This window comes from Burkholderia seminalis DSM 23518 (genome assembly GCF_902832885.1).
Taxonomy (GTDB): domain Bacteria; phylum Pseudomonadota; class Gammaproteobacteria; order Burkholderiales; family Burkholderiaceae; genus Burkholderia; species Burkholderia seminalis.
The window spans coordinates 1,066,131-1,082,242 of record NZ_CADFDK010000001.1 but is presented as its reverse complement, the minus strand read 5'-3'; the positions used below and the strand labels follow the sequence as shown (position 1 = coordinate 1,082,242).

Below are 16,112 nucleotides of genomic sequence, written 5' to 3'. Positions count from 1 at the left end.
GTGAGGCAATGTGTGAGTGACGTTTACGGTTTGAGGCAGGATGAAGCATTTCAGCCTCTCGTTCAAGTCGATGATGACAGTGAAATCGCATATGACAAGAGCGTAGCTATACGAGCAACCGCTCTCTGTGGGCGGGGGTTTGGCCAAGACTATGACCCCGTTAAGCTTACGTGGGGCACTTCGCGCAGAAAAAAGACCAGCGACGTTCATACGATACTATCTCCGTTTCTCGTGTTTAGTGAGAGGGCGCTTGATGTATTGGCGCCGGTACTTCGTGACAGCGGGGAGATATTGCAGGTCGAGGCCCCGATAAAAGACATGTTCGGATTTCATGTAACCCGGGTGATAGAGAATGCTGTCGATTTGGACGCGTCAAAATTCAAGATTTACCCTCAGGCAACGGTTTTTAATAAAATATATCTTCTGAGGAGCCGTATCGAGGGGATTGATATATTTCGCTTAAAAGAAAGCCCTGCAACAGTATTTGTATCCGAGCATTTCAGGGGGCTTGTGGAACAGAATAAGTTAAAGGGATTCAATTTTGGAGAGATTATTTCGCAATCTGATAAATAGGATTGCTCAACTCTCGGTGACCGATCAGAGCATGGTGCGGATAGCCTCGCTTTCGCGAGAGTAACTTGTGAAATCATACGTTGGAGGCGACTTCTCGGCCTCCATGCGCGAGACTGATCCTGCCTCGTTTTCACGTGCAGCAACTCATGCGGCGATCAAGCTGGCCTCGTAGTCGACGGGGGGTAAGGAAGTCGATTGAGGTATGCAGGTGTTGTCGATTGTAATAGCCCTCGATCCAATCGTCGATATCCACACGGGCGTTGGCACGCGTTTCGTAGTGAGTCTGGTAGATTCTTTCGGCCTTCAGCGTCTTGAAGAAACTCTCCATCCGGCGCGCGACTGGCGTATTGGGTGGATTCAACCGGTCGTCGCAACACCTTAATCCAGGAGGTGTTTCATGGGTCGTCCATCGAAGTGGATACAACAGTTGACGAGGCGAGGAGCGATGCGCTCGCCAGGTGCACCATCGCTTCGGCACGAGGTTGAGCGCCAGTCTTGAGAGCAGGTTGCGACCGGAATCACAAGCGAGAAGGCTGCTGTGGCAGTTGGCGTGTCCCAGGCGGCAGGGACACGCTGGTTTCGCGAGCGTGGCGGTATGCCGTTGTTCATGGCAAGTCCAATATCCGGCAGGTAGAGGGTGCCTCGAATAAGCAGAAACCTGTCGGCATAAACAATCCTAACAAGGATGTTTATTTGTCTGCGGCGGACGAACATTTGGCGGAAAAATCAAATGTACCGAAGGGCGGGAAGGGAGTGATGGGGTGTTGAAAAAGATAGTCTGGTCGGAGAACTCAATATTCAATGTGAAGTTGAGTGAGAATTTATTTACGATTGCGCAGATGCGATGTAATCATCTAATGCAATTTTTTGACGTAAGTAGTGAAGATGGTGCTTGGTCTGGAGTGGACCTAAATACTGTTCCTGAGTTATTTTCGATTTATGTTGCGGAAAATAAGTTAAAGCCAATTCTGGTTGAGAAAATCGACGAAAGCCGAGTTGCTCCTAATCTCAGGCCGGCTCCAAAGCTTATGTTGAGTTTGAGAATTGATGGCTCCGGCGAGTTTGGCGCTGATTTGATTGAGCTAAGTGACACTTACTCTGTTGACGGGAAAAAATCGTCAAGCAGAAACTTTCTTCTCAGGAGGACCTGGATTCCATCCGGCGCTATGAATTGGCTGGAATGGTGGGCGATCCGAACAAGATCAAGGGCAGGCTGTTAAGGTTTTTTGAGAGTGGAGTGAACTGGGACGATTCAAAATATTTTATCTTTAAAGATATACGGCCACTACATGCAATAAGGAATTAGCGGGGTGTGATCTCTCGATTGAATGGGAGGGCGGGACGTGGTTCTTTGCTGTATTGTTCGGTATTGGTCAGCCATCCTTGCTTAGATCAGCAAATACTCGGTGTGAGTAGGTTTGAGTTCAAGGTGTTGGCTATGGTGAGATTGACCCTGAACCAGAATTAGTCCCGGTCGGAAGTGGAGATTTCCGGCTTGGTTGAGTTGTCAGGCGAGGCGGATTCCCTTGCCTGACGGGCGAATTCGGCGGGCGTCATCCACTGCAATGCAGAGTGGGGACGCACCTCGTTATAGTACGTGCGCCAGTCGTCGATTTTGCTCTGCGCGTCGGCCAATGACAAGAACCAATGCGCGTTCAGACATTCTTGCCGGAAGCGCCCGTTGAAGCTTTCGACCTTGGCGTTGTCAGTAGGCGTGCCCGGCCGGCTGAAATCCAGTTCGACGCCATGTTCATACGCCCAGCGATCCATTGCCTTCGAGATGAACTCGCTGCCGTTGTCGACCTTGATCGTGGCAGGGTGCCCGCGCATGGCGGTGATACGCGTCAGCGCTTCGACCACATGCTCTCCCTTCAGGCTTTGTCCAACCTCGATGGCCAGGCATTCCCGTGTGTAGTTGTCGACGACGGTCAGAGTCCGAAGGCGTCGCCCATCGAACAGTGCATCCGCAACGAAATCCATGCTCCAAATTTCGTTGATCGCGGTCACGATATGCTTGGGCTGTCGCAGCCGAGCCGATTTGTTACGTCGTGGTCGCTTATGCCGCAGTGAAAGGCCCTCCGCCCGATACAGCCTGTAGACGCGCTTGCAGTTATCTCGCCAGCCTTCCCGTCGCAGGACCACGTGAACGCGCCGATACCCATAGTGCACGCGCGTGGCGGTGATTTCCTTGATACGCATGAGCAGCGCCGACGAATCGCGCGCAACCGACTGATACCGATACAGCGAACGAGACATGCCAAACAACGCGCAAGTCTTCGTCAGGCTGGTTCGATAGCGATCACGCAATTCATCGATCAACATGCGCCGACGGGCAGGCTTCAGAGCTTTTTTGCGAGTACGTCCTGCAACATGGCCTTGTCCAGGCTCAGGTCCGCCACGAGCCGCTTCAGCTTCGCGTTTTCCTCTTCGAGCTGGCGCAAGCGGCGCAGCTCAGAAGGCCCCAACCCTCCGAATTTCTTCTTCCAGTTGTAGAAAGTCGCCTCGCTTATTCCGAGTTTGCGGCAGATCTCTTCGACCTTCGTACCCAGCTCGGCTTGCTTCAGGGCAAATGCGATCTGCTCTTCCGTAAACTTGCTCGTCTTCATGGCATGGCCTTCGTGTCCGCTTGGACACATCATGCCGAATTTCTCTACTTTTGCACCGGACTATTTCTTGGGGCAGGGTCACCCGCGAAGCGCCGAGGTAGTCGTCACTCCACCGTCACCGATTTCGCCAGATTCCTCGGCTTGTCGATATCCGCGCCGCGCAAGCACGCCGCGTGATACGCGAGCAACTGTAACGGCACGACGTGCAGGATCGGCGACAACAGCCCGTAGTAATCCGGCATCCGCAGCACCGACACGCCTTCGCCGTTGTCGATCCGCGTATCCGCGTCGGCGAATACGTAGAGCTGCCCGCCACGCGCCCGCACTTCCTGCATGTTCGACTTGAGCTTTTCGAGCAGCGCGTCGTTCGGTGCAATCGTCGCGACGGGCATCGTGTGCGTCACAAGCGCAAGCGGCCCGTGTTTCAGCTCACCCGCGGGATACGCCTCCGCGTGGATATACGAAATCTCCTTCAGCTTCAGCGCCCCTTCGAGCGCGATCGGATAGTGCAATCCGCGCCCGAGAAACAGCGCGTTTTCGTGCTGCGAGAATTCCGCCGCCCAGCGCTCGATCTGCGGCTCCAGTCCGAGCACGTCTTCGAGCGCACCGGGTAGCCGTCGCAACTGCATCGTGTACCGCGCGAGCTGCGCGTCGTCGACGTAGCCGCGCAACCGCCCGAGCGTCACGGCAAGAATGAACAGCGCGACGAGCTGCGTCGTGAACGCCTTGGTCGACGCGACGCCGATTTCCGGGCCGGCCCGCGTCAGGAAGCGCAGGCCGGTTTGACGCATCATCGCGCTGGTCGGCACGTTGCAGATCGCCAGCGTGTCGATATGGCCGAGCGCCTGTGCGTACTTGAGCGCGGCGAGCGTGTCGGCGGTCTCGCCGGACTGCGACACGCTGACCACCAGCGTATTCGGCATCGCGAGCGCGTCGCTGTAACGGTATTCGCTCGCGATCTCGACCTGTGCGGGTATGCGCGCGATCGTTTCGAGCCAGCGGCGCGCGGTCAGGCCGGAATAGTGACTCGTGCCGCACGCGAGAATCAGCACGTTGTCGATCTGCTCGAACGCTCGCGCGGCATCCGGGCCGAACACGGCCGGATCGAACAACCCCGCGTCCGGGATGGTCGCGGCCACCGCCTGCGGTTGCTCGAAAATTTCCTTCTGCATGAAATGCCGGTACGGCCCGAGTTCGACCGCACCCTGCGCGGACGAAACGGTTTGTATCGCGCGTTCGACCGGTGTGCCGGTGCGATCGAGCACGCGTACGCCGCCTGGCGTCAACTCGACGATGTCACCTTCCTCGAGAAAGATGAAGCGGTCGGTGATACCGGCGAGCGCGAGCGCATCGGACGCAAGAAAGCATTCGCCGTCCTTCACGCCGACGACGAGCGGCGAGCCGGCCCGCGCGCCGATGAGCCGCTGCGGTTCGTGTTTGCTGAACACCGCGATCGCGTAGGCGCCGTGCAGCTGCGCCGTCGCATCGCGTACGGCGGCGAGCAGGTCGCCGCGATACTTGCTGTGGATCAGGTGGGCGACGACCTCGGTATCGGTCTGACCGTCGAATTCGTAGTGCTTGTCTGAAAGTTGCTTGCGCAACGTCTCATGGTTCTCGATGATGCCGTTGTGCACGAGCGCGATCTCGTCGCGCGAGAAGATCGGGTGCGCATTGCAGGTTGCGGGCGCGCCATGGGTCGCCCAGCGCGTGTGGGCGATGCCCGTGCTGCCGGTCAGGCCGGCGCTGCGCACGTGCGCGTCGAGATCGGCGACGCGCGACATGCTGCGTTCGCGGCGCGCCTGGCCGTTGACGACCGTCGCCACCCCGCATGAATCGTAGCCGCGATATTCAAGGCGGCGCAAACCTTCGATCAGAATCGGGACGATGTCCCGTTGCGCGACCGCGCCGACGATGCCACACATGACACGTCTCCTTCCCTGTCAATTCTCCTGGACCGCATGCACGCTGTGTCAGCGCGACGCGGTCGCCGTTGCCTCTGCCGTCGTGAAGCCGCACTGAGCGGGCGCGACGGGGTCGGCCATCCTGCTTTCGAATGCAAGATAAAGGGATTCCTCCAGTACGTTCCAGTGCGCGCCGTGCCGGTACGGGCCCGATCGCGCATGCCAGCAGGCGACCGTGCTCCAGTCGTTCATCTTGAATGCGACCAGCGCGATCAAGCCCCACGGATAATCGCTGCCGGCCAGCTGCAGCCAGGTCTTGCCGTATTTCTGCATCCATTGCGCGTAGATCGTCTCGTTCGATTGGGCGGGAACTTGAATCCCCGACAGGAGCGGGAAGATCTGCGCGACTTTCGCCGGATAGAAAGTCGTGTCGCTGATGCGCTGCGTGCTCGCCCGAAAGCCGGACTGCGTGCCGCGCCAGAACACCTTCAGGATCGCCGACGAGAGCCGGTCGGCGCGCTGGCTCCACGGGCCCGCATGCGCGTAGTCGGCATGCCGCATGTAGTACGCGGCGAGTGCCTGGAACGCGCTGTGTACCTCGACGTTGTCCATCAGCAGCGCGACGTGCAGCGTCGACGAGATCTGATAGACGCCGGCGGGCTTGCTGAGCAGCGTGTCCAGATGCGTGCCCGCGCGGTTCAGGCTGAGTTCCCAGGCGGCGGACATGCCGTCGGGCGGCGCGAAGCGGGAGAGCAATTCGATCCACGTCGCCATCATCGAGTCGTCGGCGTCGGCTTCCGCGCATGGACTGTACTGGCCGCTCTTCATGCAGTAACGATCGAAGCCGCCGTCCGGACGCTGGCGCGGCAACAGCCACGCGATCCACGCGAGTGCGGCCTGACGGGCATCGAGCCCGGCGTCGGCGGCGCCGAGCAGCGCCTTCGCCGCGAAGTAAGGATCGATGCCGGCGCCGTTCAGGCGCACGGTGATCGCGCCGTCGGGGCGCTGGTACAGTCCGTTGAGCTGGAGTTCGGCGGCACTCGCGTGTGGCGCGAAGCCGAATGCCGAAAGGCAGCTGGCAACGCACCACAGGCGGCATAGCCGGGCGACGGCCGCCACGCGTGCGCGTGCGGCCGGGAACAGCGCGGGCCGGTTCATGATCGGGGGCTCCTGCGCGGTGGTCCTGCGCAAATCCCGCCGGGCGCGGCGTTGGCCGCGTCGCGCGCCGGCGGGTAGGTCGATGTTGCGGCTCAGTGCACCTTGGCGCTGGTGAACTTGAGGCTGGTGCCGCTGATCGCGGTCACGAGCCAGTACGTCGAGTCGGTAATGACGACGCTGCCGAGGCCTTGCGTGATGACCGGCAGTGCGAAGCCCTTCTTGGGCAGCAGCCAGGTCATGTTCGCGAGGCTGGTCGGGTGGCTGGCGGCGAACGCCCAGCCGCTGCCCGTGTCGGTGGCCGACCACGTGACGTTCAGGCGTGCGCGATCGAAGATCGTGATGTCGCTCATCGTGTACCACTTGAACTGACCCGCCAGTTTCAGCGTATTGGCTTGCGAGAAGATCGCGGACAGCGTCGACGTGTAGGACGACGCGCCGAGCGGGTGCGCGTAGATCAGCCGGCTCGTACGGTTCGCGACGACGAAGTTCATCAGGGCTGCGTACCAGTTGTTCACGTCGCTCGTGGGCACCGCATACTGCTGGAATTCCTCGAACGTCGCGTACTTGCCGAACGGCATCACGGGGTACGCCCACAGGCCCGGGTTCAGCAGCGCGCCGTTGCGGTATGCGCGGGTCGGCGCCGAGCCGGTGTGGCCGGTGAAGTAGTACCCGTTGAAGCCGTTGCTCTCGAGCCAGTTGACCGACCAGGTCGGCGTGTTGCCTTCCGGCGCCGCATATTCGACATCCGGCTGGCCCGACGCGGCCTGGACGGCCTGATGGTTCATCACGAGGTACTGGGTGAACGTGCTCGCGTTCGTTTCGCTGGCGTTCGCCCCCCAGTAGTCGTGGATCCAGCCGCCGTGGCTGCCGACGCGATGGCCCTTGCTCACGAAATACCTCACGAGACTCTGCGCGGTCGGGTTGTTGGCGAGGTTGATGCCGTCGCCGTCGCCGAAGGCCGCTTCGTCGGGGCCGGCCGTGATCACGAGCGAGAACGGGCCGTTGTTCCACACGCCGAGGTTCTTCAGTTGGAGTGCTGGCTGGATCTGGTCGCCGGCGCAGAAGTGCCAGTTGAACACCAGCCCGGCCATCGCCTTCGGCAGCGGCGACAGCGACGGCAGGTTCAGCATCTGCGTGCCGAAATAGTGCAGGTACCCGTGGATCAGCATGCCGTCGGTCTGGCCGTCGAGGTAGGCGAGCGGCAGGTTGACGAACAGCACGCCGCCGTTGCCGTACGTGTTGTAGCCGGATACCAGCCCGAACGTCGGCGAGGTCAGGATCGTCGTGCCGGTGTACGTGCCCTGCGTGACGAAGCTCGGGTAGGTGAGGAAGCCGTACACGTAGCCGGAGATGCCTTCGAGCGTGTCGGTGGTCGTCGCCGCGGTCGACGCGAGCGCGGTGGTCGCCGTGCCGGCCGTCGTGCTGACGAGCGAGTTGGCGCTATAGGTGCCGGACTTCACGAGCTTGCCGTTCGCAACGCCGGTCAGCTTCGGGGCCGTCTGGTTCAGTACGCCGCTGCCTGCGGACGGCGTGTCGTACTGGAACCACGCACCGTGGTTGTAGTTGGCGAGGCCGCCCGGGTTCGACGGGCTGGCGGACAGATAGAGCGCGCTGCCGGACGTCTGCTTCGACGAATTGTTCGTCTTCGTGTTGTTCGTGCTCGCCGCGGCCATGACGCTGGCGGTCGTCGTGGTCGACGCGGTCGTGGTCCACGTCATCGACTTGCCGGGAGGCACCTGGAGCGTGCGAAGCCAGCTGCTCATGCCGGTTACGTTGCCGAGACCGATCATGTTGCCGCCCAATTGGTCATACAGTACGTAGTCCACACCGACCATGTTGCTGAAACGGGATTTGGGGCTCACGTAGAAGCCGGCCGAATTCAGCACGCCGAAATCGTAGACGAGCATCACCTTGCCGCCGTTCAGCGCATAGTTCTGGATCGCCGTGACGAGCGTGTCGTCGGCCGTCGTATGCACCTGATCGGGCAGGATCAGGCCGGGATACTGCGACAGCGACGCGCCGGCCGCCATGAACTGGCTGTCGGTCATCACCGTGATCTGCAGCCCTTCCTCTTGCGCGGTGTCCAGCCACGCGGACACGCGCGGATCGGGCAATGTCAGCGTATTCGGCACCAGCAGGATGAGCTGGTTGGTGGCCGCCTGAACCCCGCCCGGACTGAATGCGAACGCGAGCGCGAACAACGCGAACAGGATCCGCAAGAACTTGCCTGACTTTGCCAACATGGTGTACTCCTCGCTCAAGGAATGGGGGCGCGCGGCCGCCGTGATGCGCGTGCCGCCAGGTCGACCAATCCTGCCCCGTAGGTGTGTGCGGCTGTCCGGTGCGTCGGATATCGAGCGGCACCTGTCGACGGCAGCCGGACCGACGAGATACGTCGGTATGCCGCGCTGTCGTCGTCGACGAGAGGACTCGATGCGACGTATCGAACGAAGCGAACAACGTGCCATTCGCCCCGGAGGCCCGGTCCTGCTGGCTTCATGTGACATGGACCGTGCGGCACGGGAGCAAACGCAATGGATTCGTTTCATCGCTGATACGGCGCATTAGCGGGCGAAATCAGCAGACGGAATCGGAGCCGTTCGTCAGCGCGCCGGGCCAGCTTGCGCAGTAGGTGTAGAGCGTGACCAGCAGGCCGATCAGCAGCGGTCCGCCAAGCAGGAAATAGCAGAACGGCAGGAACAGCAGCGAGCCGTGATGAATGATCGTCGCGTGCAGCAGCATCACGAACGGCAGCGCGACGATGAAGTAGCCGAGCACCAGCATCGACGCGACGGCCTTCTGTGGCAGCGAGAAATCGAGCGGGTAGTACAGCGCCGCCATCACCAGCGGGATCATCGCGATCGCCGCGCCGTGCAGCACGAACATGTCGCGCAGATGCAGCAACGGGCCATACGGAAACGTGCCGGGCGCGAGCCAGAAGTACACGCAAATCAGCAACTGGGTGAAGCTCGCGATACGTAACAGATATGCAACAGGCAGCCAGTTCCTGTGCCGTATGAAGGATGCGGCGAAGCCGATCGCGCAGAGCGCCGCGGTGGCGGCCAGCAGCACGCCGCCCGGCATGCGCGCGGCGACGTCGATCGACAGCAGCGGTACGCGCGGCGCATCGGGCGGATAGCCGAGCACGATCACGTGGAGCGCCGGATCGATCTGGTGCGCACCCCACACCATCACCGCGCGCCAGTAGCGCCAGGCGAGCGGCAAGCCGACCCACAGCAACGCATACAGCGAGGGCGTCAGCAGGGCGATCGACAGCAGCCAGCGCTGCGGATGGGCGTGAATCCGCAGCGAACGGTCGGCGGTAGGGCGGACGGGGTGCGTCTGCATGGCGCCCGCCCGGCTACCAGCGATAAAACACGCTGAGCTCGCCGCCGATCCGCGAGTAGTAAGGGTTGTGGTAGTAATTGAATTCGAGCTGCGTGCCCCACTTGCGCGTGAACCAGTAACGCCATTTCGCGTCGATCTCGTGGCTGCGGAAATCGGCGATCTGCGAGCCGGAGCCCGTGACCTGGTAGGCCTCGCGCCCGAACCCGCCGCGCAGCACGATCACGCTCTTGCCGACTTCGCCGTAGGTGACGGCGCCGTAATAGGCCGGCGCCTTTACCGATCCGGGCGAATCGACGGTGTAGTTCGTGCCTGCCTCGAAGATCCACTTCGGCAGGGCGTACCAGATCACGCCGGCGTGATAGAGCTGGTCGCGATGGCCGCTGCGGTTCCATGCGTAGCCGGCGCCCAGCGACACGACCAGCGAACGATCCGACAATAGCTTGCGATTGATCGACAGGTCGACGCGTGCGCTCGGCAGGATCGTCCCCGACGTGGTGCCCGCGAAGCCGATGCCGCCGAACCAGTCGGGGCCGAGATCCTGCACGTAGGTCAGGGCGCCGAGCTGCGTGTTCTCGCCGAAGCGGTGCAGTTGCGCGAGTTCGCCGAGCACGGTGCGCCCGCCATCCTGATAGACGCCACGCAGATGCACGCCGTACCAGTCGCCGTAGCCGTGCGTCAGGTGTGCGCTCGAATAGCCGAGCGACAGTTCGGTATGCGATTCTTGCGGCGCCTGGACATGTGTGACGATTGCGTCGGGCAGGGCCGGCCGGTTCGCATCGTCAGGCGTGAACTCGGCGAGCGGCCCGCCGTCCGGCAGGCCGTCGGCGCTGACGCGGACGAACGTGGATTCGTCGCGCGGCCGCGGCGTGATGACGGTCGGGACGTCGGGCGACGGCGCGGGCGGCGCGGCGGCCGCATCGTCCGGCAGTGCCGCGAGCGCCGGTGGCGTACCGAAGGCGACGCCGCACAGCACCGCGAGGGTGGCAACCGGCACGCGCGGACCGCGATGGCAAGGGCGATCGGACATGAAGGCGCTCCTTAACGGGATGCATGGAACCAGCCGCTGCGCCACGCGACGAGGTCGCCATGCACGCAGGCATGACCGACGACCGAGACATCGCGCGCACATGCGCTGACAGGATGGCCGGCGACACCGATGCGTGCACCGGTCAGCCGCAGCAGGCCGCCGGCCGACACGATCCCGTCGATGCAGCTCGCATTCGCGAGCAGCACGTCGTCGCGCGCGAACACGGCGCCGTGCAGCAACGCATGACGTTCGAGTTCGACGCGATGCGCCTTGACGCTGCCGCGCAGCACGCAGCCTTCGCCGAGCACGAGCGTGCCGTCGACGATGAGGTTGCCTTGCACGACCGTGTGCGCGGGCAGGCGAACGTCGCAATGCACCAGGTAGCGGCCGTGCAGGAAGCGATGCGGGAGCGATGCGAAGTGGCGGGCGAGCGAGATCGCGCGGCGCGGCGCGGCTGGCGTGCCGACCGGTCGCGCGCTCGGTGCTGCGCCGAAGACGATCGGCTCGCCGTACAGGCACGCGAAGCCGCCGGCGCCGCGCAGGTGTACCGTGCCGCCGACCACGACGCCACGCAGCACCGCGCCGTCGACGTCGATCCGTGGCGCGTGCGCAAGCGCGCCGATGGTCGCGCCGGCGCGAATGTCGATGCGTTCGCCGGCGAACGCGTACGCCGCGCGGGCGCCGCCGTCGAGCGTGATCGCATGATCGGCATGGAGCACGTCGTCGCGATGCTCGTCGTGCGCGACGTGGATCGTGCCGGCGTGCTGCACGGCCAGTCCGAGCGCTTGCCAGGGCGGTGCGGCAGACGGATCGGCCGCCGGTTCACCGGCCGCGTGCGCGCGCAGCGCGTCGTGCCATTGCGTGGCGAGCAACGCCTGATCGACGAACGGACCGTCGCCGATCGGCAGCGCCGCGACGTCGCTGCGCCGGATCAGCTCATGCAGCATCGGCAGGAACGGCAGGCTGAGCACGCCGGCCACCGGCACCAACACATTGAAGGTCGTCATCGATCATCGCTCCGGTTTCAGTTGCCGGCGAAAGCGCTCGGTCTTGTCCCACTTCAGTTCGCGACGGAATGCGGCGTCGAGCGTGAGTCCCCACAACGCGGAGACGACGGCCGCGATCGTCACGCAGAAGCCGACGACGTTGACCGGTACGAGCCTCAGCCGCGTCGCGCGGCCGTCGAGCCGGGCGGCGACGACGATCTCGAAGAACACGCCGAAGTTGCCGAAGGTGCTGAACGAGAACAGCGCGAACAGCGACACGATCAGGCCGAGCGCCGTCGAGTTGACCCCGTTGAACAGGTAGAGCGTGAGCGCGGCGATCCATGCGACCGCGAGCAGCGCGGGCATCACGAACACGCCGAGCAGCAACGCGCCGTCCAGCCGGCAGCGCCGCGAGATCAGCGGGTTGCGCAGTACCGGAACCAGATAGCGCAGCAGCGTCTGGTTGTGGCCTTTCGCCCAGCGCGTCAACTGCCGGGCACGCACGGCCCAGCGCTCCGGCACTTCCTCATAGCATTCGGCGTGATTCAGGTAGACCGTGCGCCAGTCGCTCAGCAGCAGGCGATAGGTCATGTCGGTGTCCTCGGCCAGCGTGTCGTCGCGCCAGCCGCCCACCGCGTCGAGCGCGCCCTTGCGGATGCCGCCGACCGTGCCGCCGTACTGCGGCACCAGGTTGAGGTTGTTGCGGGCTTGCTGGTTGACCTGGTAGCCGCCCGCGCGCTCGAGGTCGAGCAGCCGCGCGAGCAGGTTGCTGTCGGCGTTCTGCGGCACGACGCGGCCCATCACCGCGCCGACTTCCGGATCGAAGAACGGCGCGACGAGTTCCTTCAGCAGCCCCGGGCGCGGCAGGTAGTCGGCGTCGAACACCACCATGATGTCGCCGCGAATGTAGCGCAGCGCATCCTTCAGCGCGGCCGCCTTGCCCGGTTTGCCGGTCTCGCGGTGAAACGGCTGGATGAGGTCGGGCGCGAGCGCCCGGACCTCGTCGATCAGCGCACGGGTGTTGTCGGTCGAGCGGTCGTTGACCGGAATGATCGTCAGCCTGTCGCGCGGGTAGGTCGTCGCCAGCAGTGCCATCAGGCAATCGACGACGACGGCTTCCTCGTTGTGGGCGGCGACGAACACCGTGAGCCTCGGCCAGTCGCCGTGGGTAATCGTCCGGTAGGGCGCGCATTGCGGCTTGAACAGGCGGTCGAGGCTGAACACGTAATGCCGTCCGGCGTAGATGCACGTCAACACCGTGAACAGCCACAGGTACGCGACGCAGGGCATCAGCAGCAGGTCGGGGTCGAGCGTGATACCCGGCGCGCCGGCCGGCGGCGGCTCGAGCGACGCGTTCGCATCGGGCGAAGCCTGCGCGGCGATCGCGAACCGCGCGCCGTCGAGGGCCGCGCGTTCGACCGCGACCGCGGCGTTTGCGGCAGGCAGGATGATCCGCGCCGGCTCGGCGATCGCCTGCGATGCGGTGTCGCGCACGCTCAGCGAAAAGGCAAGCACGATCAGCAGCAGAACGCCTTGCTCGCAGAGTGACGCCATCCGCGGATTCTTCATGTCCTGGTCCCCGGTGTCCGCGACGACGACCGATGAGAGCGGAAGGCGCCCGTGGATCGCGCGGATGTCAATGGGACGCGGCCGCACGTTCGTCGCGCGGGGCGGATGTCGTTCGCCCCCGCGCACGCGTCGCGTCGCTTCCCGGCTTCGTTGCTTTGGCGTCCCCGTCCGTCTGCTGCTGCCGTGCGAGTGCTTCGGGACGCACCTGTCTGACATTAAGCAAGGCGTGAGCCATGGGCCGCGATGCCCCGTGCAGCAAGGAGGCGGGCGCGAGGCGCGCGTAGGGTCGGGCGCGTGGCGACGTGTTTTGATTCACTGACGAATCAGCGCCGTCGCGCGACATGCGACGCCACGCAGCCTGCGACACATCTCGCCGACCTCGCACGGCGGGCGGTTTGTCTAACGAGTCGTCGCCGCCTTGTTCGATGTGGCCTTGCGAGACGTGCAGCGGCGTGTCGCTCGCCGCGGGCGCGTTGCCCCGATGGACGAAACGGTTGCCGCCGTCGTGCGCGCGGAATAGACCGGACTCCGATGTATCTTCCCGCTCGGCTCTGCGTTACACATTCGCAACATTTCCCGCGCATGCATTCGTGCGACGCAAGCCGCGCCGCGTGTCGGGGAATTCGCGCGCACATGGTCGTGGCCGGAGGTCGCGTGCGCGCCGCGCGCTGCACAGACAAAAGTGCCGAATCGAGACGACGCAACGCGCTTCGAAAGATGCACGCGGTGCGATGCGTGACGGGCGTCCGACCTGCGTTCTCGATTCATCGGACGACGTCGTCAGACGGATCGCGCGATCGGCCGGCTGTTTATCGTTGTCGTGCCGGCTCGTCGATGAGACGCCCGTAGCAGTTGTGAAACATTCCGTAACGCACCGCGCATGTGCGGTGTGCGTCGCGCGAGCCGGCTGCGGCTGCGGGGGCGGCTGGTTTGAATATTGCTGGTGTGGAAGCGACGTGACGGACCGACGTGACGCTCGACACAGCGAGGAACGACTCATGACGTGACTGATCAGTGCAACGGGACGCCGGTAGTACGACGATTCGCGTGGCCGGGACCGCGCGGACAGGACGGCGCGCCTGCCTCGCAGCACGGTTACGTGCCGACCGCGCGAGTATGGGCAGTGCCGCCTGAATACATGCTTCGCGCCACGTGCAGGATCATCCGCGCGAAGTGGCTAAACGAGGATAACGATGAAGAAGATCTTGCTTGTGTTCGGGACTCGGCCGGAGGCCATCAAGATGGCGCCGCTGGTGCGTGCGCTGAAGGCGCAAGCGGAGGTCGACGCCCGGGTATGCGTGACCGCGCAGCATCGGGAAATGCTCGACCAGGTGCTGACGCTGTTCGACATCAAGCCCGACTACGATCTCAACCTGATGCGGCAAAGCCAGACGCTGACCGACGTGACGACCGGCATTCTTCAGGCGATCGGCATGGTCTTCGACGACCTGCGTCCGGACGTCGTGCTGGTGCACGGCGATACGACGACCACGCTGGCGGTCAGCCTGGCGGCGTTCTACCGCTATCTGCCGGTCGGGCACGTGGAGGCCGGGCTGCGCAGCGGCGACATCTGGTCGCCGTGGCCGGAGGAGCTGAATCGCCGCGTGACCGATGCGGTGTCGTCGTGGCACTTCGCGCCGACCGGGCAGGCGCGCGACAACCTGCTCAGCGAGGGCGTGCCGGGCAGCGGCGTCTCGCTGACCGGCAATACCGTGATCGATGCGTTGCACGAGGTCAAACGCATGCTGGACCGCACCTCTGCGTTGTCTGACAAGGTCGCCGCGTATTTTCCGTTTCTCGAACCGTCGCGGCGCGTCGTGCTGATCACGGGGCATCGCCGCGAGAGTTTCGGCGAACCGTTCCAGCATTTTTGCGAGGCGCTCTGTACGCTCGCGGGCCGCTATCGCGACGCGCAGTTCGTCTATCCGCTGCACATGAATCCGAACGTGCGGGAGCCGGCGCGAGCGCGGCTCGGCGGCGTGCCGAACATCTACCTGATCGAACCGCAGGAATACCTGTCGTTCGTATTCCTGATGTCCCGCGCGCATTTCATCATTACCGACTCGGGCGGCATTCAGGAAGAAGGGCCGGCGCTCGGCAAGCCGGTGCTCGTCACGCGCGAGACGACCGAGCGGCCCGAGGCGATCCAGGCCGGCACCGCACGGCTCGTCGGTACGGACCAGGAGCGGATCGTGTGGGAGGCGTCGCGCCTGTTCGACAGCGAAAGCGCCTACGAGGAAATGTCGCGCGCGAGCAATCCGTATGGCGACGGCCACGCGAGCGAGCGGATCGTTCACGCGCTGATGCGCACGCCGGGCGTGACCACGAAAACGACGAGTTTTTCGATGGGGGCAACGGAGATGCCGTTCAACGCGCTCACGCTGGGCTTGCAGGCGTTGCGCTCGCCGTGAGCCGGATCGCGCGATAGCGTACTTCCGTACCGTTCGTTACCGTCGCGCGCGAGGATCCGGTTCGGCCGCCAGGCCGGCCGGATCATCGCATTTGCGCGACCCCGAACGAATTTTCCCGCCGCGTTCTTCAAGACTGTCTTAGCGGACTGCTCCGTTCTCGGTGCGGCGCCGCGCATGGATACTTCCGCGGATACCCGCCCCGCATCGGCCGGAATGCACGGCAAACTCCCGGTTTCAGATGCGGGGGTCCGATGCATCCGATCCCCGGTCATCCGTCGCAACCCATGCCGCGCGAGTTCGGTCTCGACCCGGTCGGCTGGAAAGCGCCCGGCGGCGCAAAGCTGCCGCACATCGGTTAAAGTTGGAGCGCGGCTCAATCCCCATACGAATCCGCCTGCCCGGGCATGTCGAAGCCCTCCGGGCCGGACGTCGCGCGCGGGGGCAGCGGTGATCCCGGGCACCGTTTCTGGCAGCCCCGACAGGGTCGCGTCGCCTGAGTGACGGTTTGCATGGGGCAGAATCGGGACCCGCGG

11 protein-coding genes and 2 pseudogenes are annotated in these 16,112 nt (G+C 63.7%); 4 read left to right on the top strand and 9 right to left on the bottom strand.

Translation table 11 applies throughout. The features are described from left to right. Positions 1-12 precede the first annotated feature (12 nt). Positions 13-573, top strand: a complete 561-nt coding sequence (locus HWX00_RS05045; RefSeq protein ID WP_175027647.1) for an imm11 family protein — start codon at positions 13-15, stop codon at positions 571-573. A 144-nt stretch (positions 574-717) separates the two neighbouring features. On the opposite strand, the pseudogene HWX00_RS05040 reads toward HWX00_RS05045, so the two are convergent. Next, positions 718-901: pseudogene (locus HWX00_RS05040) on the bottom strand (IS3 family transposase); the annotation flags it as partial. Positions 902-991: 90 nt separating this feature from the next. On the opposite strand from HWX00_RS05040, the pseudogene HWX00_RS05035 reads away from it, so the two are divergent. After that, positions 992-1,204: pseudogene (locus HWX00_RS05035) on the top strand (IS30 family transposase); the annotation flags it as partial. Between the two features lie 130 nt (positions 1,205-1,334). Further along, positions 1,335-1,793 carry a hypothetical protein gene (locus tag HWX00_RS05030; protein WP_175027648.1) on the top strand — a complete coding sequence of 153 codons (459 nt, stop codon included), beginning with the start codon at positions 1,335-1,337 and terminating at the stop codon, positions 1,791-1,793. 244 nt (positions 1,794-2,037) lie between these two features. Here the strand turns inward: HWX00_RS05030 and HWX00_RS05025 are convergent. The 8 genes from HWX00_RS05025 to HWX00_RS04990 all read right to left on the bottom strand — a co-directional run bounded on the left by HWX00_RS05025 (position 2,038) and on the right by HWX00_RS04990 (position 13,168). Beyond that, positions 2,038-3,179, bottom strand: a protein-coding gene (locus HWX00_RS05025; protein WP_088578745.1) for an IS3 family transposase whose coding sequence is annotated in 2 segments (ribosomal slippage) — positions 2,038-2,927 and positions 2,927-3,179 — 1,143 coding nt in all. Because the reading frame shifts where the segments join, the coding sequence is not laid out codon by codon here. A gap of 104 nt (positions 3,180-3,283) precedes the next feature. Then, entirely contained in the window at positions 3,284-5,101 is a 1,818-nt protein-coding gene (glmS, locus tag HWX00_RS05020; protein ID WP_069706032.1) for a glutamine--fructose-6-phosphate transaminase (isomerizing), read from the bottom strand. A 48-nt stretch (positions 5,102-5,149) separates the two neighbouring features. Then, positions 5,150-6,238: a prenyltransferase/squalene oxidase repeat-containing protein gene (locus HWX00_RS05015; RefSeq protein ID WP_175027649.1), complete on the bottom strand. Its 1,089-nt coding sequence runs from the start codon at positions 6,236-6,238 to the stop codon at positions 5,150-5,152. 92 nt (positions 6,239-6,330) lie between these two features. Next, complete coding sequence (locus HWX00_RS05010) at positions 6,331-8,481, bottom strand: polysaccharide deacetylase family protein (protein ID WP_034186687.1); 2,151 nt, start codon at positions 8,479-8,481, stop codon at positions 6,331-6,333. A gap of 334 nt (positions 8,482-8,815) precedes the next feature. Next, positions 8,816-9,586, bottom strand: coding sequence for a hypothetical protein (locus HWX00_RS05005; protein WP_175027650.1), 771 nt, complete (start codon positions 9,584-9,586; stop codon positions 8,816-8,818). A 13-nt stretch (positions 9,587-9,599) separates the two neighbouring features. After that, positions 9,600-10,613: a YaiO family outer membrane beta-barrel protein gene (locus HWX00_RS05000; RefSeq protein ID WP_175027651.1), complete on the bottom strand. Its 1,014-nt coding sequence runs from the start codon at positions 10,611-10,613 to the stop codon at positions 9,600-9,602. Between the two features lie 11 nt (positions 10,614-10,624). Further along, a complete protein-coding gene (locus tag HWX00_RS04995; RefSeq protein ID WP_034186690.1) occupies positions 10,625-11,620 on the bottom strand; it encodes a bactofilin family protein in 996 nt (331 codons plus the stop codon). A 3-nt stretch (positions 11,621-11,623) separates the two neighbouring features. After that, positions 11,624-13,168, bottom strand: coding sequence for a glycosyltransferase family 2 protein (locus HWX00_RS04990; RefSeq protein ID WP_034186766.1), 1,545 nt, complete (start codon positions 13,166-13,168; stop codon positions 11,624-11,626). Between the two features lie 1,193 nt (positions 13,169-14,361). Here HWX00_RS04990 and wecB point away from each other — a divergent pair. Continuing rightward, positions 14,362-15,579, top strand: a complete 1,218-nt coding sequence (wecB, locus tag HWX00_RS04985) for a non-hydrolyzing UDP-N-acetylglucosamine 2-epimerase (protein WP_034186691.1) — start codon at positions 14,362-14,364, stop codon at positions 15,577-15,579. Positions 15,580-16,112 lie beyond the last annotated feature (533 nt).

Coding starts and splice junctions, on each gene's coding strand:
- glmS (WP_069706032.1), bottom strand. CDS start 5,101: ATGTGTGGCATCGTCGGCGCGGTCGCGCAACGGGACATCGTCCCGATT.
- HWX00_RS05015 (WP_175027649.1), bottom strand. CDS start 6,238: ATGAACCGGCCCGCGCTGTTCCCGGCCGCACGCGCACGCGTGGCGGCC.
- HWX00_RS05010 (WP_034186687.1), bottom strand. CDS start 8,481: ATGTTGGCAAAGTCAGGCAAGTTCTTGCGGATCCTGTTCGCGTTGTTC.
- HWX00_RS05005 (WP_175027650.1), bottom strand. CDS start 9,586: ATGCAGACGCACCCCGTCCGCCCTACCGCCGACCGTTCGCTGCGGATT.
- HWX00_RS05000 (WP_175027651.1), bottom strand. CDS start 10,613: ATGTCCGATCGCCCTTGCCATCGCGGTCCGCGCGTGCCGGTTGCCACC.
- HWX00_RS04995 (WP_034186690.1), bottom strand. CDS start 11,620: ATGACGACCTTCAATGTGTTGGTGCCGGTGGCCGGCGTGCTCAGCCTG.
- HWX00_RS04990 (WP_034186766.1), bottom strand. CDS start 13,168: ATGAAGAATCCGCGGATGGCGTCACTCTGCGAGCAAGGCGTTCTGCTG.
- wecB (WP_034186691.1), top strand. CDS start 14,362: ATGAAGAAGATCTTGCTTGTGTTCGGGACTCGGCCGGAGGCCATCAAG.